The organism is Bacillus sp. E214, from assembly GCF_008087365.1.
Taxonomy (GTDB): Bacteria; Bacillota; Bacilli; order Bacillales; family Pradoshiaceae; genus Pradoshia.
This window is the reverse complement of record NZ_VENN01000001.1, coordinates 497,293-517,564: the sequence shown is the minus strand read 5'-3', so window position 1 is coordinate 517,564 and position 20,272 is coordinate 497,293. Positions and strand designations below refer to the sequence as shown.

The 20,272-nt window shown below is 34.8% G+C and carries 19 protein-coding genes; 8 read left to right on the top strand and 11 right to left on the bottom strand.

All coding sequences use genetic code 11. The annotated features are described in order from the left end of the window. Positions 1-9 precede the first annotated feature (9 nt). The 3 genes from FHY47_RS02460 (at position 10) to FHY47_RS02450 (ending at position 4,510) form a co-directional block, all read left to right on the top strand. Positions 10-1,740 carry an ABC transporter ATP-binding protein gene (locus tag FHY47_RS02460; protein ID WP_140461307.1) on the top strand — a complete coding sequence of 577 codons (1,731 nt, stop codon included), beginning with the start codon at positions 10-12 and terminating at the stop codon, positions 1,738-1,740. Then, positions 1,737-3,590, top strand: a complete 1,854-nt coding sequence (locus FHY47_RS02455) for an ABC transporter ATP-binding protein (RefSeq protein ID WP_139891187.1) — start codon at positions 1,737-1,739, stop codon at positions 3,588-3,590. The genes FHY47_RS02460 and FHY47_RS02455 overlap by 4 nt, the downstream gene beginning before the upstream one ends. 236 nt (positions 3,591-3,826) lie before the next feature. Then, on the top strand, positions 3,827-4,510 hold the full coding sequence (locus FHY47_RS02450; protein ID WP_140461306.1) for a Na-translocating system protein MpsC family protein: 684 nt from the start codon (positions 3,827-3,829) through the stop codon (positions 4,508-4,510). 1,013 nt (positions 4,511-5,523) lie between these two features. Here FHY47_RS02450 and hmpA read toward each other — a convergent pair. Continuing rightward, positions 5,524-6,735, bottom strand: a complete 1,212-nt coding sequence (hmpA, locus tag FHY47_RS02445; protein WP_066100099.1) for an NO-inducible flavohemoprotein — start codon at positions 6,733-6,735, stop codon at positions 5,524-5,526. Between the two features lie 166 nt (positions 6,736-6,901). On the opposite strand from hmpA, the gene FHY47_RS02440 reads away from it, so the two are divergent. Then, on the top strand, positions 6,902-7,354 hold the full coding sequence (locus FHY47_RS02440; protein WP_066100101.1) for an RrF2 family transcriptional regulator: 453 nt from the start codon (positions 6,902-6,904) through the stop codon (positions 7,352-7,354). A gap of 1,312 nt (positions 7,355-8,666) precedes the next feature. On the opposite strand, the gene FHY47_RS02435 is transcribed toward FHY47_RS02440, so the two are convergent. Next, positions 8,667-9,197, bottom strand: a complete 531-nt coding sequence (locus tag FHY47_RS02435; RefSeq protein ID WP_066100107.1) for an NADPH-dependent FMN reductase — start codon at positions 9,195-9,197, stop codon at positions 8,667-8,669. Positions 9,198-9,478: 281 nt separating this feature from the next. Next, entirely contained in the window at positions 9,479-9,787 is a 309-nt protein-coding gene (locus tag FHY47_RS02430; RefSeq protein ID WP_395940463.1) for a GNAT family N-acetyltransferase, read from the bottom strand. Positions 9,788-10,056: 269 nt separating this feature from the next. Between FHY47_RS02430 and FHY47_RS02425 the strand changes: the two genes are divergently transcribed. After that, positions 10,057-10,605 (top strand): 2'-5' RNA ligase family protein, encoded by a 549-nt coding sequence (locus tag FHY47_RS02425; RefSeq protein ID WP_066100113.1) that lies wholly within the window; start codon positions 10,057-10,059, stop codon positions 10,603-10,605. 410 nt (positions 10,606-11,015) lie between these two features. Here the strand turns inward: FHY47_RS02425 and FHY47_RS02420 are convergent, their stop codons facing one another. Beyond that, positions 11,016-11,909, bottom strand: coding sequence for an alpha/beta hydrolase (locus FHY47_RS02420; RefSeq protein WP_373925461.1), 894 nt, complete (start codon positions 11,907-11,909; stop codon positions 11,016-11,018). Between the two features lie 126 nt (positions 11,910-12,035). On the opposite strand from FHY47_RS02420, the gene hemH reads away from it, so the two are divergent. Further along, positions 12,036-13,010 carry a ferrochelatase gene (hemH, locus tag FHY47_RS02415; RefSeq protein ID WP_222861895.1) on the top strand — a complete coding sequence of 325 codons (975 nt, stop codon included), beginning with the start codon at positions 12,036-12,038 and terminating at the stop codon, positions 13,008-13,010. 244 nt (positions 13,011-13,254) lie between these two features. On the opposite strand, the gene FHY47_RS02410 is transcribed toward hemH, so the two are convergent. The 6 genes from FHY47_RS02410 to FHY47_RS02390 all read right to left on the bottom strand — a co-directional run bounded on the left by FHY47_RS02410 (position 13,255) and on the right by FHY47_RS02390 (position 16,778). Next, on the bottom strand, positions 13,255-13,707 hold the full coding sequence (locus FHY47_RS02410) for a threonine/serine exporter family protein (protein ID WP_077247931.1): 453 nt from the start codon (positions 13,705-13,707) through the stop codon (positions 13,255-13,257). Between the two features lie 12 nt (positions 13,708-13,719). Next, on the bottom strand, positions 13,720-14,481 hold the full coding sequence (locus tag FHY47_RS02405; protein WP_225983679.1) for a threonine/serine exporter family protein: 762 nt from the start codon (positions 14,479-14,481) through the stop codon (positions 13,720-13,722). Positions 14,482-14,843: 362 nt separating this feature from the next. Continuing rightward, positions 14,844-15,074, bottom strand: coding sequence for a hypothetical protein (locus tag FHY47_RS19120; RefSeq protein ID WP_262365955.1), 231 nt, complete (start codon positions 15,072-15,074; stop codon positions 14,844-14,846). 23 nt (positions 15,075-15,097) lie between these two features. Further along, entirely contained in the window at positions 15,098-15,238 is a 141-nt protein-coding gene (locus FHY47_RS19115) for a hypothetical protein (RefSeq protein ID WP_225983677.1), read from the bottom strand. A gap of 563 nt (positions 15,239-15,801) precedes the next feature. After that, positions 15,802-16,116, bottom strand: coding sequence for a thioredoxin family protein (locus FHY47_RS02395; protein ID WP_066100123.1), 315 nt, complete (start codon positions 16,114-16,116; stop codon positions 15,802-15,804). Between the two features lie 356 nt (positions 16,117-16,472). Continuing rightward, positions 16,473-16,778, bottom strand: a complete 306-nt coding sequence (locus tag FHY47_RS02390; protein ID WP_148629595.1) for a hypothetical protein — start codon at positions 16,776-16,778, stop codon at positions 16,473-16,475. Positions 16,779-17,300: 522 nt separating this feature from the next. Here FHY47_RS02390 and yfkAB point away from each other — a divergent pair. After that, on the top strand, positions 17,301-18,428 hold the full coding sequence (gene yfkAB / locus FHY47_RS02385) for a radical SAM/CxCxxxxC motif protein YfkAB (protein WP_140461303.1): 1,128 nt from the start codon (positions 17,301-17,303) through the stop codon (positions 18,426-18,428). 283 nt (positions 18,429-18,711) lie between these two features. Further along, positions 18,712-19,185, top strand: a complete 474-nt coding sequence (locus FHY47_RS02380) for an 8-oxo-dGTP diphosphatase (protein WP_180349930.1) — start codon at positions 18,712-18,714, stop codon at positions 19,183-19,185. A gap of 175 nt (positions 19,186-19,360) precedes the next feature. Here the strand turns inward: FHY47_RS02380 and FHY47_RS02375 are convergent, their stop codons facing one another. Then, complete coding sequence (locus FHY47_RS02375; protein ID WP_066100133.1) at positions 19,361-19,921, bottom strand: transglycosylase SLT domain-containing protein; 561 nt, start codon at positions 19,919-19,921, stop codon at positions 19,361-19,363. Positions 19,922-20,272: the final 351 nt, after the last annotated feature.

Here is a 20,272-nt window from a genome sequence, read left to right as displayed (position 1 = left end):
TGTTAATTTTTGAGGAAATTGTTTCGCTATTTAGCACCGTATAAATTACCGATTGTTTTTATATTCGCATTGGTATTTATACAGTCATTATCAGAATTATTCTTACCCACATTGATGTCTGACATCATCGACAAAGGTGTCATTAATCAGAACATACCATACATATGGAAAATTGGCGGATTTATGCTTTTGGTTGCTGCAGTTGGTACGCTTTGCTCTATTACGGCAAGTTACTTCAGCGCCAAAGTATCCATGTCATTTGGCAAAAATCTTCGCTCCAGAGTATTCTCCCATGTTGAGAATTTTTCACTTCATGAATTTGAACAAGTTGGTACTGCTTCCTTAATTACAAGAACAACCAATGATATAACACAGGTACAATTGGTCCTTAACATGATCCTTAGAATGATGATAATGGCACCTTTAATGGCTATTGGTGGCATTATTATGGCCTTTTCAAAAGATCCCGAACTATCCTGGGTTATCATCCTTGCGATTCCGGTCTTAGTGGGCGTTATTCTTTTTGTCATCTGGAAAGGCGTCCCTCTATTTAAACTGGTTCAACGCAGATTGGATGCTGTAAACCGTGTCATTCGCGAAAATTTGACTGGTGTCCGTGTCATTCGTTCCTTTAATCGGATCAATTTTGAAAAGGAACGTTTTAAGAAGGCCAACAAAGACTTAAGAGACACTACTATCAAAGTGAATAAATTAATGGCTACACTTATGCCGCTCATGATGCTGATTATGAACTATACAACCATTGCGGTTGTTTGGTTTGGTGCAATCAGGATTGATCATGGAGATATGCAGGTCGGTGATTTAATGGCCTTTATTCAATATGCCATGCAAATTATGTTCTCCATGGTTATGCTTTCCATGATGTTTGTCATGATTCCTCGTGCTTCTGCTTCCGCAGCTCGTATTAATGAAGTATTGGCGATTAAGCCCACTATTAAAGATGAGCCAATTAAACATGAAGCTAAACCAACTAAAACTGGCTACCTGGAATTTAAGAATGTTACATTCAGCTATCCAGGTGCCGAAGAACCTGCCTTAAAAGGCCTTTCATTTAGCGCTGGTCCTGGTGAGGTTACAGCCATTATCGGCGGAACTGGTTCTGGGAAATCAACATTATTAAAGCTGATTCCTCGTTTTTATGAACCGACTGAAGGCAGTATTTATCTAAATGGAATCAATATTAAGGAACTGGAATTAGTGGATTTACGTAACCGAATTGGTCTAGTTCCTCAGAAAGCTGTTTTATTCACCGGTACCGTAAAGGAAAATATCCTCTACGGAAATGAGAATGCCAGTGATGAGGAAGTCATCCATGCTGCAAAAGTCGCACAAGCCTATGATTTTGTTTCTAATATGAAGGAAGGCTTTGACTCTCCTATTTCTCAGGGCGGTACAAATATTTCCGGAGGACAAAAGCAACGTCTGTCCATTGCGAGAGCCTTGGTTCGAAAACCGGAAATCTATATGTTTGATGACAGCTTTTCTGCACTGGATTTCAAAACGGACGCTAAGCTGCGGAAAGCTTTAAAAAGTGAAACCACGGAAGGAACGGTTTTATTGGTTGCCCAACGTGTATCTACGGTTATGGATGCCGATCGTATCATTGTATTGGATGAAGGAAATGTTATGGGAATTGGTACACATGAAGAATTACTAAAATCATGTGAAACCTATCAAGAAATTGTGAAGTCACAGCTTTCTGAGGAGGAGATTGCATGAGCAGAATGACAAGAAGACAATCAAATCCGGGATTTGGTCCTCCAGGTGGTCCAGGAGCACCGATACAAAAAGCAAAAGATTTTAAGGGTACGTTAAAACGATTAATTCGTTATTTAGCACCTTATAAATTTCGCCTTTTAACTGTATTGCTGGCTGCAATCCTCAGTACGGTTTTCACCATTGTCGGCCCAAAAGTATTAGGTAAAGCGACAACCAAAATATTTGAAGGCATTATGGAAAAAATGTCAGGTATTCCTGGCGCAGGCATCGATTTTGAGTATATCATTCGAATTCTCTTCCTACTCGGCGCCTTATATTTGTTTAGCTCAATCTTCGCCTTTATCCAGCAATATATTATGGCAAGCGTTGCTCAAAATACGGTATTTACATTAAGAGAAGAAGCTGAAGCTAAGGTATCTCGGCTGCCTTTAAAGTATTTTGATGGAACAACTACAGGTGAAACTTTAAGCCGGATTGTGAATGATATTGATAATATCAGCACTACCTTACAACAAAGCTTAACACAGCTTATTACCAGTGTAGTAACGATTATTGGTGTTATTATTATGATGCTGTCGATCAGCCCGGTTATGACAGGAATTCTTCTTTTAACATTACCTTTAAGCGGAGTAGTCGCTGTATTTGTAGCCAAAAAATCTCAAACCTACTTTGCTGGCCAACAAAAATCACTTGGAAATTTAAGTGGCCATGTTGAAGAAATCTATACTGGACATGAGGTCGTGAAAGCCTTTGGCCAAGAGGAAAAAGCTTTGGAAGAGTTTGAGGCAATAAATGAAAAATTATACGAATCATCCTGGAAAGCACAGTTTATTTCAGGTGTAATTATGCCCTTCATGCAATTTATCGGAAACATCGGATATGTACTCATATGTGTAGTTGGCGGTATTTTTGTTACAAACGGAAGAATAACAGTTGGTGATATACAGGCTTTTATACAATATGCACGCCAATTCACACAACCGATTACTCAAACGGCGAATATCGCTAACATTATTCAATCTACTGTTGCTTCTGCAGAACGTGTATTTGAACTGCTAGATGAGGAGGAGGAGGAAGCAGAAACAACGAATCCACAAATGATTTCTCATCCAAAAGGACATGTGGTTTTTGATCATGTTGCATTCGGATATAAGCAGGATCAGCTATTGATTGAAGATATGAATCTTGATGTCAAACCAGGGCAAAAAGTAGCCATAGTAGGTCCGACCGGTGCAGGTAAAACAACAATGATTAACCTGTTAATGCGTTTTTATGAATTAAATGGCGGAAGCATAAAAATTGATGGTGTCGATATTAAAGAAATGAAACGCGGAGATCTCCATGGATTATTCGGTATGGTTCTTCAGGATACATGGCTCTTTAATGGTACCATTGCAGATAATATTGGCTATGGTCGTGAAGGTGCCACTCGTGAAGAAATTATTGAAGCAGCCCAAGCAGCTCATGCCGATCATTTTATTCGTACATTGCCAGAAGGATATGAAACTGAATTAAATGAAGAAGCATCCAATATATCACAGGGTCAAAAACAATTGCTTACAATAGCTCGTGCCATTTTAGCAAACCCTTCTATTCTAATCTTGGATGAAGCAACAAGCAGTGTTGATACAAGAACTGAAATCTTTATTCAGAAAGCGATGAATCGCTTAATGGAAAATCGTACAAGCTTTGTGATCGCTCACCGTTTATCCACGATTAAAGATGCAGATTTAATTCTAGTAATGAATAAAGGAACCGTCATTGAACAAGGTACTCATGATGAGTTGCTGAGACAAAATGGTTTCTATGCGGATCTTTATAACAGCCAGTTTGCAGATGAAGCTGTATAAAACAAATGTGCCGGGAAGAAAACTTCCCGGCACATTTGATAATATTAAATATTATTTCCGCAGCGCCAAAGTTTGACCAATCACCCCTCTCATGTCCTAATCGTTTCTAGATGTTTTCGTTGACTTTAATCTTTTAATTCAGACTAAAATCCCCTGTAATAAGTCTTTGTCTGATGTTTCAAAAAAATTACTTAGGGATAAATGATAAGAAAGTCACAAAGCCTGAGGTGTATGATATGGATATAACAAAAGCCGAAAAAGACATTAGCAGTTATATAGGAAGAATGCTAAGAGAAACCTTCGGACGGGGCCCCAGCCACGTTATTTGTACGTTATCGTCTCCTACTCTTGCTGTGCATCTTGCCGATTTCCTTTCCCCTATGGAGAAATCCTTATTGGCTAATCAAGATGGTGAAGTTTACGTGCAAAAGAACCGGGACCTTCTCATGGAAACCATAATCAAAGACATCACCTCCTATATTGAAGCAGCATTAGGAACAAAAGTTGATGAATTCTTTTATGATTGGAATTTGCAAACTTCGACTGGCATGTTTATTATTACGCTATCAAAAACAGCAACGAGCATCAGTGATTATAGAAATAGAGAGAAAGTCGAACGAGAATTAGCGAAGGTTACCAAGCTTGCTCAAAAAGAACCAGTGGAAATCTATTCAACTATGCTCAATAAGCGGCAGCTGATGATTGTCCGAAAAGGTATAATGGTTCCGATCGAAAAGGAATTGATCAAGTTCGGCTTTACTGAACAATTAACGATCGCGAAGCGGGATTTGGAGAAACGTTTGATAATAGAGCATAAAAGAAACTTCGAGAACTATTTAAACACCAAAATAATCGATAAATTTACTTTTTGGAATTTCGAGAAAGATACTAGCTATATTATTTTCATTTTGCAAAGTTGATTGGTTGATTGACAATAACCCCCATCTGCGATAAAGTTATCTGTAACATCTTAATAAAATAACTGATAGCAATGAGTGGGCATAGAACCATACATAAGTCAGGAAAGGATTAATAAATTTGTCCTTTTCTGGCTTTTTTTATGAATAAATTCAAAAAAAACAGGGGATGATTACCTATAAATATGGAAGATTGTATACTAATAAAGAAGGAACTATTAGACAGATTAGATTCGTTTAAGAAACAGAAATTATTAGGCAGCCACATAATTAAACGGATGGAAATGGAACATTATATAGAAAATGTTGCAAGCTCTTTATCAATTAATTATAAAAAAGAGTCAAATTCGACTAACACTGTTTATTATTTCTGTATCAATGAGAGTCAATTACAATTGAAATTCTTGTTTCGCTACGGTACATATTATACACGACACCAAATTATTAACCGATATGAATAGAGACTGATTTTATCGGGTGATCCTTTTATTAAGTATACTGACTATCTAGCCATTCAATCAGCTACCTTTATGAAATGTCAATGCAAACATATGAAATGTACATATAGACTAAAAGAAACCTGGTTTTTGTGTACAGCTGCAGATTAATCATTTAGGGTTAACCAGCTGAGATAGTTGTGTCTCTGAACATACCGATTTAAGGCAAGAAGTATTAGATTAATCCTTAGGCACTTCATTTGAATGTCTTTCACTAAACAAATGACGGTAATTAATACCTGATCAACAAACGCACTAAAGGTGCTTGAGGAATTCTTCTTATTGTTTTTTATAATCTTTATCTCTGTATATTCCTTTACCATCCTCCCCTCTTTTAATCTATTAAACCAATCAATTCAGCGCACACTTTTAGTAATGTTTGGGATCGTTATAGAATAATAAAATCATGGTGAGTTACGGAGACAAAACATATTCTCTGCTGATTTTCACAACAAAGAGTTTAACAGACGAGGAATTTATAAAAAATATGCCAGGAATAAACTTCCCAGCATGTTTTTTTCACACTTTTTCTGTTACTGTTTCGATTTTCATGGAAGGTCCAAAAAATTCAAACCGTACTTTTTCTTGCGGTACGCCTAGTTTATAAAGCATTTGAATGACACCTTGCATAAATTCGACTGGCCCACAAACATAGAAAATTCCATTCTGATCTAATTGCCTCAATACCTCTTCATTGATTCTGCCTATTTTATAATTCTCCTCGATTACATCAGCTTCTTCATTATAAAAGTTGATTGTCATATCATGCATTTGCCTGTTTAACATGGAGAGCTCATCAGCAAATGCTTGAAGCTTCCTGTTTTTAAACGCGTGTATCAAAGTAATTTTTCTTAATGATTCCTGTTTATAAAGTGTATTCAACATACTAATAAATGGCGTTATCCCTACTCCGGCAGCTATAAAGGTAATTGGCTCGGTGTCCTCTTCTAAAGTAAAATCTCCCGCTGGTACCGTTAGTTGTACTATATCACCCGTACAAACTTCCTTATGCAGGTAATTAGATACTTTACCATCAGGATTGTCATGCATACTTTCACTTTTTACAGAAATTCGATAGTATTCACCATTGGATACATTCGTTAAGCTATATTGGCGATTCATCATAAACTGTTCTCCTGGAATTTGAACCCGAACAGTTATATATTGGCCCGGTTCAAATTCGGGTATTGCCAGCCCATCGGTTGGTTTTAAATAGAAGGAAGTAATACCGTCACTTTCCCTCACTTTCTTTATGACTTCAAATTCTCGATAGTCTCTCCAACCACCAACCTTATTTTCCGCTTCTTCATACATTTCACGTTCAACCCCTATGAAGATATCAGCGATTGCCCCATAGGCCTCTTCCCACGCTTTTAAAATATCATCTGTAGCCGCATCACCTAATACTTTTTTAATAGCCAACAATAAATATTTTCCTACAATCGGATAATGCTCAGGTTTAATCATTAAACTACGGTGTTTATGTGCAATTTGTTTTACAACCGGCAGAAGCACTTCCAATTGATCGATATAATAGGCCGCAGCTGTTACCGTATTTGCTAATGCAGTCTGCTGTCTGCCTCTTTTTTGATTTGCATGATTAAAAATATTCAAAAGCTCAGGATGTGCTTCAAACATCGTTTTATAAAATACCGTAGTTATTTCCTTACCCCTTGTTTCCAATATTGGTGCAGTTGATTTCACAATTTCGATTGTTTGAGTAGACAACATATAAAAATCCCCTTTTAAAGATGTATTTGAAATACATCTTTAATTTTACTCTATTGGAAAGTAAAAGCAATATTTCAGATACATCTTTTCTGTGAACTTTCTTTGGAAGCCTATTTATGTATGGTAGTATTAAAGATGAGTAGATAATCTGAAGCGGGGCGTGACTATGCGATTAACAAATTTCAGTGACTATTCCATCAGGGTGCTTATGTACTTGGCAAGTCATCCCGATCGATTAGTAAATATAAAAGAAATTGCTGATGCCTATGGCATATCCAAAAATCATTTAATGAAAATTATATACCAGCTGGGCAAGTTAGGTTATATAGAAACAATACGTGGGCGTAATGGCGGCATGAGACTGGCAATGAAACCTCATGAAATCAATATCGGGGGTTTAGTAAGAAAAACTGAAGAAGATTTTAACATAGTTGAGTGTTTTTCTGATCATAATACATGTCCCATCTCTCCTGTTTGTACGTTGAGAGGTATTTTAAATAAAGCATTGTATGCTTTTTTAAACGTATTAGATGGCTATACACTCGCAGATATATCTCAAAACAAAGAAGTGTTAGCTCAATTTCTAGGAGCTTATTCCGAAGTAAACAATGATTCGTAAAATCCACTTTAGAAATAACATTTATGATACAAATCTATTTAAAAGGCAGTGCGGCAGTCATTTATGGCCTGTTGCACTGCCTTTTTAGACAAATTATATTTACGTACCACATTAAATCGTTGAAGAGAACCGTCCTATATTAAATCTTCATTCTTCTATCATCTAAATTCCAATAATCATAATCGTTCGCTGTGAGAGTATTATAGATAAGCAAATAAAAAAACGAGGCTGGGAAATAACTTGAAAACAATCCTGTAGACGAACGATATCTAAATTAATCTTACTAGACTTTGTTGCTTATTAAAGAGTTAAGTTTGAGAAAAAAGTCTGTTCCATTGGGCGCTTCCTCGGCTGAGCCTGCTGGGTCTTAAGCCTCCTCTACTTCCCAAGGAGTCGAGTGGCTTCCGTTCCATTCCACTTGATATGAATAATCGTATGCAGAATGAACCTTTCTATTGAAGACAATTAAAACGCAACCTAGCCGGCGAATATCCAATTGAAATATCACCTAATAGTTTGGGTTTATCATTAACTGAAATACTTGTCCCAGCCTCGCCTCTCTTTAAAAGGCAGTAAGTTTTTCTCTTTGATATCATGGTCTATTTTAGACCATTTATCATTACCTGAAGCTTTTTTGAATGTCATTCTATGCGAAGGTTGGAACCTACGAAAGGAAATTCGTCGTGATACAATTTTTACTATAAACAATCTCGGTCTAATTCTAAATAGGATTCTACCTTTAACAGGAACTTGATACTAACCATTAGTCTTAAGGGTTATAATTTACATAATATTTTGAATGTGGAAAAATTTTAACGGTGAATTAACAGAATCTTTTGTGATATTATTTAAATATAACATCATGAGGAAAGAAGGTGATATAGTGTGCGCTCAAAAAAAATATAATGAATTATTAAATGAATTGAGAAAAAATTATCAAATGTACTATGATAACCGGTCCATATCACACAAAGATTTTTATAAACGACGCGTACATTTAATTATGAAACTTCGTACATTGGATATCAATGAAGATAAATCATTAATAAGCGATATTTCAAACTATTCATCTGATTTTAATAAACACAATTAACCCTTTCATATAAATTGAATGAAAAAGAGATTGAGCAGTTTAAAAATCAATTCAATCTCTTCATCCAATTCTCTGTAGGAAGAAAATCTCTTACTTTTTTATGTCTTAGTAAGTCGTCTACTCCTATCTTTATCTTGAATGCTCTATATTCTATTGAAATGCTAGGAATGCAGATACCATTTTTCTCATTCACATTTAGTTAGAGGATCTGATAAAATTTTAGTGAATCTCCTTTAAATCAATAACTTCCTGAGCCAATGCTTGGATCCTATTATTCTCCTCTTCATTTACAATTTTATTGCCAGGTCCAAAGCAGCTTGTATGTAAAAATACATTATTAAATGGTATTATCGCTTTGAAATAAGATAATATCGGTTTTAATTGGTACTCAGTTACTAAAAAGTGTTTTTCAGATCCTCCATTCGTAACAATTCCTACCACTTTTCCTTTAAAACAATCCGGAGCTAAATGATCAAATAGATTTTTTAGAACACCCGGTATCGACGCCTGATAAATGGGTGTACCAATTATTATAATATCCGCATCGTTTAGTTTATTGACTACCGTTCGGGTATCCTGATTATAGGATGAAAAAGGAATGCCTCTTACAAATTCCACATTATAATTTCTAAGATCTATTAATTCTGTATCTAATTGATTATCTATTTTGTTTACAGCTGCCAATACCTCTTCCACTGATTTAGGTGTTTTTTCACCAATTATGGAACCTGATAATCCTATTACTTTCATTACCTATTCACACTCCCACTCCATGCATCGCCATATTTTGTTATTTCTATACTTTTATCATACTTTTTGGAGGACGGAATATCTACTATTTCTGCTTTTCGTAAAAATCTGTATTCGAAATAACAAATCATTAACATAAAGGGGTGAAAGCCTCTTTAATGTCAGCAAAACAAGAAGTACCTCGGCCCAAACAGATTTTGTATATCCATATTTTAAAAACAAAAATCCTTACTTTTGCAAATAAGGAAGTGAAATAGGTGTGTACATTTTAGATTATTGGATTACATTAAAACATCCTGATATTCTTTTTTATTTTCAAGCATCATTTTTGCAAATGGACAAACGGGCTTAATATATTTATTTTCATTTCTTGCATGCAATACTACACGGTTTACTAATGCCTTGCCCAAACCTTTCCCCCTGTAGCTATTTGCAACTAATGTATGATTAATGATGATACTCCCTTGTTCAGATACCTCTTGCTCATCTGCCACAAATTCTATCTGAGCAACAATATTACCGCCAATTGCTATATAAAAATCGTTACTACAGCCAGGCACAATAACCCTCTCCCATCTTTTATTATTTATGACATCTGTAAAGTATATGAATAGACTGGTTGATTATCGGTATATAACATTTTAGAAGCTAATCCTCATAAGGACTATTGAAGATATAATTGAATACAAATTTTATATTAAAGTCTTAAACTTCGAGACAGTTAAAGTTTCTTTGTCTCATTAAAAGTATATGAATAGCATCTTTTTTATGGCTGTTGTTTTTCACGTAATAATTCCATTTGCATGTTCGGAATTTTCTGTTAAAATAATTAAAACTGAAAATAAGGGTGTAAAGAAGAATGAATTTGGAGTATTTTATAGGGATTGTTCCACCTGAAGAATATTTGGAACGTATTGAGCATTTTCAAAGTAAATGGATTAAACAATCGGGTGTAGAACCACACATAACATTGAAAGCACAAGGAGGACTAACTCCAGATAAACAATGGATTGATAAGGTACAAACCGTATGCGATACCTTCAAACCTTTTCAAGTATCATTAGATAAGCCCAACTATTTTGGAGATAGCGTTTTATATTTGAGTGTTAACTCAACTAACTTACACAAATTGCATCAAAAAATCATTAATGAGATTTCACCGTCAGAAGACTTAATAAAACAGTATTTTGAACTTGATGCCTTTGTACCTCACTTAACTCTGGGGAAAGAAAAATACGGTGGAAATATTTCTACTGGGCTCTCTAAAAAAGAACTAATAGAAATGGAAAAAATAGCAGATAGAGAGTTGAAACCGTACCCTAATTTTACAGTAGATTTTATTAGAATATATGAACTGAACATTGAAAAGCAAAGATATGAAAAATATTTAGATATCTCTTTAAGGTGATCACACATATCAAGGTCTTTTTATGCATTTCTCAACATTCCAACTGTTTTATAATTAGATTTTTTTGAAATAAACATTTGTTTCACGCGTTTATTAAATCCTAAATCTTTTCCTGATTCAAGCCAATGGAACCAATAGAGATAATTTCCAATATTATCCTTAAATCAATTATACCCATTTATACAGGGCACAAACTATACAAAACAGCCTTATTATTAATAAAATCCATCATTCATGTATATATATCCATTTAATAACATTATTATGAACTTTTTCAATAAATATGTTTAAGGATATGTGCTTATAAAAAGAAGCAGTCCAACTCTAAATGAATTGAACCGCCATTGTTTTTCGATTTATTTATATAGATTTATCAAAAATCATCAGGACAGCGTAAGCCCAGCATTAATCTAGGAAAAGGCCTCTTTTAATTCATCACTAATTAAGTGCCATGCCTCTTCAGCCTGTTTCAATTCACCTGTATGAGTAAATGCATGTGCAGCTTCCATGTACCTCTTCTTCTTGACTGTCACCCCAGCTTCTTCAAGCTGGCTTGCATAGTAGTCGGCTTCATCTGCAAGAGAGTCAAATTCAGCAGTGATGATTAAAGCAGGCGGCAAGTCTTCCAAATCCTCAGCATATACAGGAGAGACCAATGGGTTTTCCGCATCTTTCATTGATTTTAAATAGGATTCATTAAACAGTTTTGCCAGTCTGGGTGGTATGGCTTTTTTATGCTTGAATTTCAGGTCCGGATCAGTAGCAAGGTCCAGCGGTGGATAATTAAGGATTTGCTTCACTAAAGGAATCTGCTCTCTCTCCTTGTTCAGCAAACAAAGAGCAGCTGCTAAATTCCCACCTGCACTATGTCCCCCAACTGCTATTCGCTTATTGTCTACCTGAAGGACATTGGGGTTCTCATAAAGCCATTTCAGAATATCATAGCATTCATATATTGCAGCAGGAAATTTATATTCTGGTGCCAGATGATAATCAATATTCACTACTAAACAACTGGCTCGGTCCGCTATCACAGGACACCACGCATCATCCAATTCAGCACTTCCCATCACAAATCCACCGCCATGCATATTCACAAAAACGGGTAATGGTCCCTCTGTATTCCGGTTTGGCCGATATGTAATGACGCGAGTATTTCCTAAATTTGTTTCAATCAACCGCTCCTCCCTTTCAACGTTAGGTTTTATACTAGGTTTCAGGAAGGAGGCCTGTACCATCTTACGTTCCATCATCCGAATGGTCTTTGCGAGTATTTTTTGATTTAGAACAAGCAATATACACACTCCTTTTATCTGGGACTGTAACAATTGAGTCAAATAGTACGTTTTTGTACAAAAAGTTTTTGTAATATAAATTATATATATATTAAAATAATAATAACAATATTATTATACGGCAGGAGAATGGATATGGAAAAGACAGCTATTCTTTTAGTTAACTTGGGTACACCTGATCAACCAACCACGTCCTCTGTACGTTCGTATTTAAAAGAATTTCTAAGTGACAGTAGAGTAATTGATTTACCTAGGTGGAAATGGATGCCTGCCCTGCACGGAATTATTCTGAGAACACGGCCGCCGAAAACCGCAAAGCTCTACCAATCTATATGGACGAATGAAGGATCACCTTTATTAACCATCTCTATTAAACAAAAACAAGAATTAGAGAAACAATTCGCACATTCTAATATTAAAGTCTCACTTGCTATGAATTATGGTAAACCATCTATAAAGGATGAATTAGAAAAGCTGCATAGATGGGGAATGCGCCGATTAATTGTCGTGCCTTTATTTCCGCAATATTCCTCCACTACTACAGGATCTGTATGGGATCATTTGAACCAAACATTATCTAAATGGAGAGATATCCCGGAAGTAATATTTATACGTGACTACCCTGATCATCCAATATGGATTAAATTATTAAAAACGCGTATTGAACTATGCACAAAAGAACATGGCCACCCTGATGCGGTAGTCCTGTCCTATCATGGCATACCTAAAAGATATGTATCTGATGGTGACGATTATCCATACCAATGCTTAAAAACCACTCAAGCTCTAAAAAAAGAATTGCCAGATCACACTATCATTACATGCTATCAATCTAAATTTGGTAAGGAACCTTGGCTTGAACCTTCAACCAGTGAAACGTTACGTCATCTTGCCAAAAGCGGTTCTAAACATATTCACATTCTCGCTCCCAGTTTTACAGTAGATTGCCTGGAAACACTGGAAGAACTTCAGGTTGAGAATCATACTATTTTTATGGAAAACGGCGGTGAAAAATATCATTATATAGAAGCTGCCAATGACGATCCTTTATTTATTGAATGCCTGATGGATATCATTAAGCCTTATTTGGCTCCAATAAAAATCATTTAGCATAGCAATATTGGAAAATATTCCAATTTAATTTTATCATAACCAGCAAAAAAATAAACAATAAAGAACCAACCCTTTTTCTGGAACGTCCTTTATTGTTTATTTAGCTCGGTTCATGAATTTCTAATCTAGCAACATTTCTTCCATTTTTATCATATATTCATTTAAAGGAACCTATTCCACTAGATAATTTTCTCTCCTAATTAACTCCACTAAAAAACAGTATGATTATTATCATACTGCCTTAACGAACTATCTTGAAATTTTTAATCATATATAAACTGCTCTTAAATAGGATATCTGATACAACCAGTCCAATTGCAATTCCAACTGCACAGTAACCAACATTTAAAAATCCGATTAGCGCACCATCATAGTCCTGTAGTGTTAATAAACGAAATGCCTGAAAAGCTGTTATTCCCGGAACGATTGGCACCAATCCCGGTACATAAAAGACAGTCAGCGGCATCTTAAAAATTCGTGCAGAGATTTGTCCAGCAAAGGCTAATAACAACGAACACACTATACTGGATAGAAATACGCCGTACCCTTCCGTGCTTAAAATCCAGTATCCCATCCAACCGCACATCCCTACAAGTCCTCCTATTGGTATAGACTTGCGCGGAACATTACAAATAACTGCGAAGGATATCGATGATAGAAAGCTAAAAACCATATGAATAAGGATCTGATTCACTATTTCCGCCTCCTAATTGATAAATAAATAATAGACGGTAGCAATACCCGTACCAATCGCACCCGCAATGAAGACAGCCTCCACTAACCGGATTGTTCCTGAGAGATAATGCTTTGCCATCATATCGCGAATAGCATTGGTCATCGCAATTCCAGGTACAAGCGGTGCAACCGTCCCTATCATGACGGAATTTAAATGACTTCCCATTATACTGTTAATATAATAGGCAACAATCCCACCCAAAAAAGCAGCTATGTATTCCACTATGAATGGTGTTTTCATTATTTTAAAGCCAATTAAATAGGTTATATAACACAAAAGGCCACCAATCATACTAGCCGGTAAATCCACAAATGTGCCATTCATAATCAGCATAACGCTTCCGCTCAATACAGCTGTACAAATAAGTCTGAACCATAAGGGGTAGTCAAGCGGGTCCTGATCCACTGCTTTCAGTTCCGAAAGAACTTCCTCAATTGTCAGACGGCCTTCTGAATACATTCTTGATATTTGATTGACCTTCGTTACCTTTTCAAGATTATGATCCCGATTATCGATTCTAACGAAATTCGTATTGTCCAAGCCTATATTCACAAAAATTCCATTAACTGTCACATATGTAAATGCATTTGTTCCATGCTTTATTCCTAGTGAAGTACTAATCATTCTTTCCATTGTATCCTCTACCCGGCTCGTTTCCGCTCCGTTTTCCAGCATAATACGCCCGGCCAGAAGACTGGCATCAATAATAATCTTATTTTTGTCTACTGCCACTTTCGTCAACTCACTTCACATTTAATATCAATCAATGCCTATATATTGTACAATAATTTTTCTGAAAAGATAGAGGTAAAATGAGCGAAAACTAAAACTTTGTTAATAGAGAGGATAAGACTAATAATCTAACCCTATAATTCACTATTTCGCAATGATTAAGTCGATATTCTTGTTATGAATTATCCAATTATCAGGAAATCCATAAATTAGACTAAATTACTTCAAATATTATACTACTGTAATTCAGCTTAAATAACAGGGCTCTGTCCAGACATTTGTTGCTAATAAATCAATAATGGAGACAGCCGACTATAGCTGTCTCCATTATTGATCTAACGCCCCAATTTATATTATTAGGATTATTCATTTGAATTTAGTTCATCTATTGTCTTGAAAATCCTGGAATATACATCTTTTATATGTTCATCATTTTTTTCATCATTATATAAACCATATCCCCACTTTTTTAATGTATCATCATCTTGTGTTGTAAAAATTCCAACAGCATAACTATTACCTGAAGTCCAATTCATTATTTTATCGTATTCCAAATCTTTTTCAGTAAAAGAGGCATAATGATTTGTTCTCATAAAAAAGTAAGGGATAGCAGAATTTAAGTAAACATCTGCATATTGACTTTCAGCAGCTTCAAAAGGTTATTTTCCGAAATAATGACAGCATCATAAGAGTTCATTTCTTTGTTTGTCATTTCTCCAAATGAAATTTCTGTAAATTCCACTTGTTCTTCTTTCACTTCCGGTTTTTCTCCAACAACAGCTATCCGTAAGGCATTTCCTTCGTATAACTCGAAATCGGGATTTGAAACACAAGCTGATAGGACAGATATTATCAGTATTAAAAATGCAATATTTAAAGATTTCGTTCCGTTTATTTTCTTCAGTTACTCCTTATATTCTCGTTTATTTACATTATATAGTGATAGATATTTTTCATTTGCATGCTAAGGTCCTTCTCTAGGGAGCGAACAGCTTAGCGGATCGAATCCCTCTCCACTCGCTACTGAGTGATTATATTCAAAAAGTTTAATCAGAACGTTCTCACTGGCTATAGAATCCATTCCCATTCAATGAGAAGCATCCATATTAGACCAACCTAGTTTGAGACGTACTATACATATCTACTTCTCTTATAAAGCAAACTATGTAAAATAGGTGCAAAAGCAATAATATATACGAATAAAGCCAATAATAAAGAGCATAACAGATATGATATTCTAATCTGTTATGCTCTTTATTTAATCTACTTTATGCCTGGATAATTTTTCTCAGCAATAGAGATGATTGGTTAACCTCTTTTTTAGAAATTGCTTAAAAAATCTCTGACTTGATCAGGCGTTTTAGCATTAGCGCTATGTAAATGAGCTATTTTTTCTCCATTTTTATAAACTAATAAGGACGGAATTCCCATAACATTTTCTTTTTCTGCCAATTCGGGTAATTCATCTTTATCAATTGTAAACCATTGTTTATCTTGATGCTCCGTAATAATTTCGTCAATAAATAAATCAAGTCGTTTACAATCTGGACACCAAGTAGTCGTAAATATATTTACTGTTAGTTTATCGCTTTTTATTTGATTATCAAATTCTTCTATAGATGTAACTTGTTGCATTCTCTAAATCTCCCTTCTCTTTCTCTATTACTATAGTAAACATTTTAAATACTTTACACATTTTAAATGCTTATTATGATGTTTACAATAATAACTATTCTCTTCATAAATTGGTACAATAGGCTTATATAATGAGATTACTGTAATGGAGGTTTTTTATGCTATAGTTACATCTAATGTCTATAGAATAAACAGAAGAAGCGATTGATTTATTAAAAAACACACTGCAAGAATCAGTAGAGATGTCCTCATTTGGGTCGCTCGTTCGAATGGGTGTAGTTCTATTCGAATGCAGAAAACAATTTTTACATATAAGCTTACCTTTGCTTCTGCTATTTCAATAAATCCTTTTTCTATTAATCGATATGGTCATTCCCAACAGATCCTTTATTATAGTGTGAATCCGTAAAAGCTAGGTTTGTTCTTTTTCTAAGATATTCATCTATTACTACATACAAAATCGCTGCAACAATCCCAAGATAAGCAAAAAATTTAGTCTCCATTGCTACAAATAAAAATCCTGAAAGAAACATTCCATATACTGTAATTTTTATTAGAAGTCGTGCTTTTTTATGCTGTACTAGACCAGCGATTATTTCTCCAATGATTGATGCTATAAATCCATAAAGAAAAACAAACAGGAATGAATATGGAAATGCCAAGAATTAAAAAAATTTAATTACATTATCACTTTGTTCTCCTAAGATATATGAAGTACCTGTAAGAAATAAGGATGTTAATACAGAAACAATAATAACCGATAGTAAATTTCTTATGATTATCCTAATGTTTGCTCCCCCAGTGCGTTAAACTTTACCGTTACATTGTAGATACTAATTTCTTAATCCATCTTGAATTATCACTTATAAAATTCCCCTTAGCTCTCGAAGTATAAATTAAACGCCTACCATCAAAATAAAATTAGCATATTCGTTATATATTTTCCGCTTTTTACCAAATATTTCTGTAAGTGGGGATTAAATCCTCATATCCTACCCAATCTTAACCCAATCATTTATTTTCACTGAAGCTAATAGGATATTCTTATGCCCTTTATCTATTATCCGAGTCTTCTCTCCATTTCAATTTTAATAATTTTATAGAATCTCAATTATAAGAATGTTGACATACTTCTAAATTAATGACCATAATATGGGATATGAATTTTTATGAGGAGTAATAGGATGATCACGAAAAGCACACAAAAAGCAACGCCTTTAAGCCCGGATTATGACCCATGGGAAACCTATATGGATATAGAACAATATGGAAAGCTAACCCTTTCTAATATAGAATTTACAACCACAACTCTATGTAATATGCGTTGTGAGCATTGTGCTGTTGGATATACCCTGCAACCGAAAGATCCTGATGCTCTGCCTTTGGAACTAATCTTACACCGTCTGGAAGAAATCCCTGCTTTACGTTCCATCAGTATAACCGGCGGTGAACCTATGCTCTCAAAAAAGAGTGTTGAAAATTATGTTCAGCCTCTATTAAAATATGCACACTCACGTGGGGTGCGAACACAAATAAATTCTAATTTAACACTTCCGTTAGAGAGATATGAAACAATTATTCCTTATTTGGATGTTTTACATATTTCACATAACTGGGGAACCATCGATGATTTTATAGATGGCGGTTTTGCTATGATGGAAAGAAAACCAACTCGTGAACAGCGAGAAGTCTTATTTAATAGAATTATTACCAATTCCCAGGCATTAACGAAAGCGGGAGTACTCGTATCTGCTGAAACCATGCTCAATAAAAGAACGCTCCCCCATTTAGAACATATTCACAAACAAATTGTTGAAGAAATGGGCTGCCAAAGGCATGAGGTGCATCCTATGTACCCTAGTTCTTTTGCATCTACTTTAGAAACACTTTCATTGGATGAAACAAGAAAAGCCATTCACCATCTTCTGGATATTCGTAATGAAAACATTTGGATGCTGTTTGGTACACTGCCTTTTTACCCATGCAGCCAAAACAGTGAAGATCTCGAATTACTGCAAAGATTATATTCAAGTAAAAACGTGACTGTTCGGAACGACCCTGACGGACGATCTCGTTTAAATGTAAATATCTTTAGTGGTGATGTAATCGTAACTGACTTTGGAGATACTCCGCCACTTGGCAATATTAAGGAGCAGTCATTGCCTGTCGCCTATAATAATTGGATGAAATCAAGCCTGGCCGATTCATTAAATTGCCATTGCCCGACAGTAAAATGCCTAGGTCCAAATGTATTGGTTAAAAACGCTTATTATCCAGAAATGAATTTCAAATTAAATAAAACCAATTTATAACGGTTCCATCTTTTAAATACGAACAGACCGCTATTTAAAAAAAGAATGGTCGATTTTTAGAAATCGGCCATTTTTTATGTCTATATAGATAGGAAAGGATCGATTAAACCACCAAACACTTTGTTCAATCCCCGACATCCCTCATTTCTTCTCCATTCTTTTTTATCTTTTGATCAATCTGGTTTATCTAATTTAGTTTGGTGATATTATGGAATTTTAAGGTAAAATTAAATTTAATACCGATAGTTATTAAAGACTGATGATCGAGGTGAATTAGGTGGAACTGGAGCAATCTATTCATTACAAATTTTGGACTGTTTGTTTGGTTCAGAATGGAGATTATGTCCTGTTATTAAATAGACAACACGATCATTTCAAGGGATTTATACCACCAGGAGGAAAAGTAGAGTTTCCAGAAAGTTTTACGGATTCCGCTATTAGAGAAGTGAAAGAAGAGACAGGGTTAAATGTAAGTAATCTTGTCTACAAAGGGCTTTATGAGTATGTCAATCCCGAAAAACATGACAGACATATTATTTTTAACTATTTAGCTACTAGTTTTAGCGGCACATTGTTGCAAAACTCAACCGAGGGTAAACCTGTATGGGTTCATATAGATGAAGCTTCTAATCTCCCTATGCAAGAATCTATAAGAAGAAGATTTCCATTGTTTTTTGAAGAAGGAACATTTGAGATTCAGGTCGAATTGGATAATGAGAGAAATCAAGAAGGTAAAGTTTCTATAAAGAAGACCTAAGCTACTGGTACACGAGATTCTAGATACTTCTTTTTAATTGCTGTTTAAATAAAATTCTTCCGATAAACCTTAATCATTATAGTACTGTTCCTTATAATTATAGATATTTATGCACTTTCATTAATCAAATAACAACAGCGTCCGATAAACGAACGCTGTTGTTAATTAGTGTTAATTAGAACCATTTTTTAACTTTCGCTAGACATTGGTTATGCTTTTTTATGTAGGCTTTGGCTTTTCCATACTTCTTAAATCCACCTTCACCTTTGTTATAAGCACTCAAGGTAGCTTCTTTTAAAGCAGTACCCTTATAACCTTTTTTCTTATATTTCTTTTGTAAATCGGATAACATGTATGTTCCCCAATTCATATTTACGTATGGATCATAGGGTTTGTTCTTTGTCTTTGTAATTTTAGCTAAATTTTTATGGTTAATTTTATTAATTTGGAAATATCCGTAATTACTTCCACCTTTTGCTTTTACTTTCATATTGCTTTCATGCAGCATCACTGCCAGCGTTTCTTTATAATCCAATCCTCTTTGTTTAGTCATTTTATAGAGATATTGTTGTTGAGCTTTAGGCAAAGGAACTTTTTTTGAATACTTAAATCCAGCTAAACTGCTACTTGCTGCATCAGCTTTTTGTCCCGGTATAGTCGTACTTGCGATTAACGCAAAAATGAATAGTAAACTGATAGCAATTTTCCCAAATAGTTTAGGTTGTAATTTAATCATATAAACTCCTTTTCATTAGCAACTTTTTTACTACTTTTTGTTACTCTTGTACTATATCAAAAGTCTTTGCCAGAAATGTATGAATTCATCAGATTATAACGTTATTGTAAGGATGATGTCTTCTATGTAATCTGTTTGTAAAATAAGTAGTACAATTTCAATATAAAAATGGAGTGAACTGATTTAGAAATCAATATTCTTCTATATAAAAAGGTTTTACTTTTTATAGGAAAATCTATCATTTCAGTATGGTTGCAATAGCAGCAATTCTCTTAGGGGGGTTGGAAAATAAATAAAAAAGAACCGCACACGCACACCCTTTTTTTAGCCACCAAAGCTCTGTACTTCAAT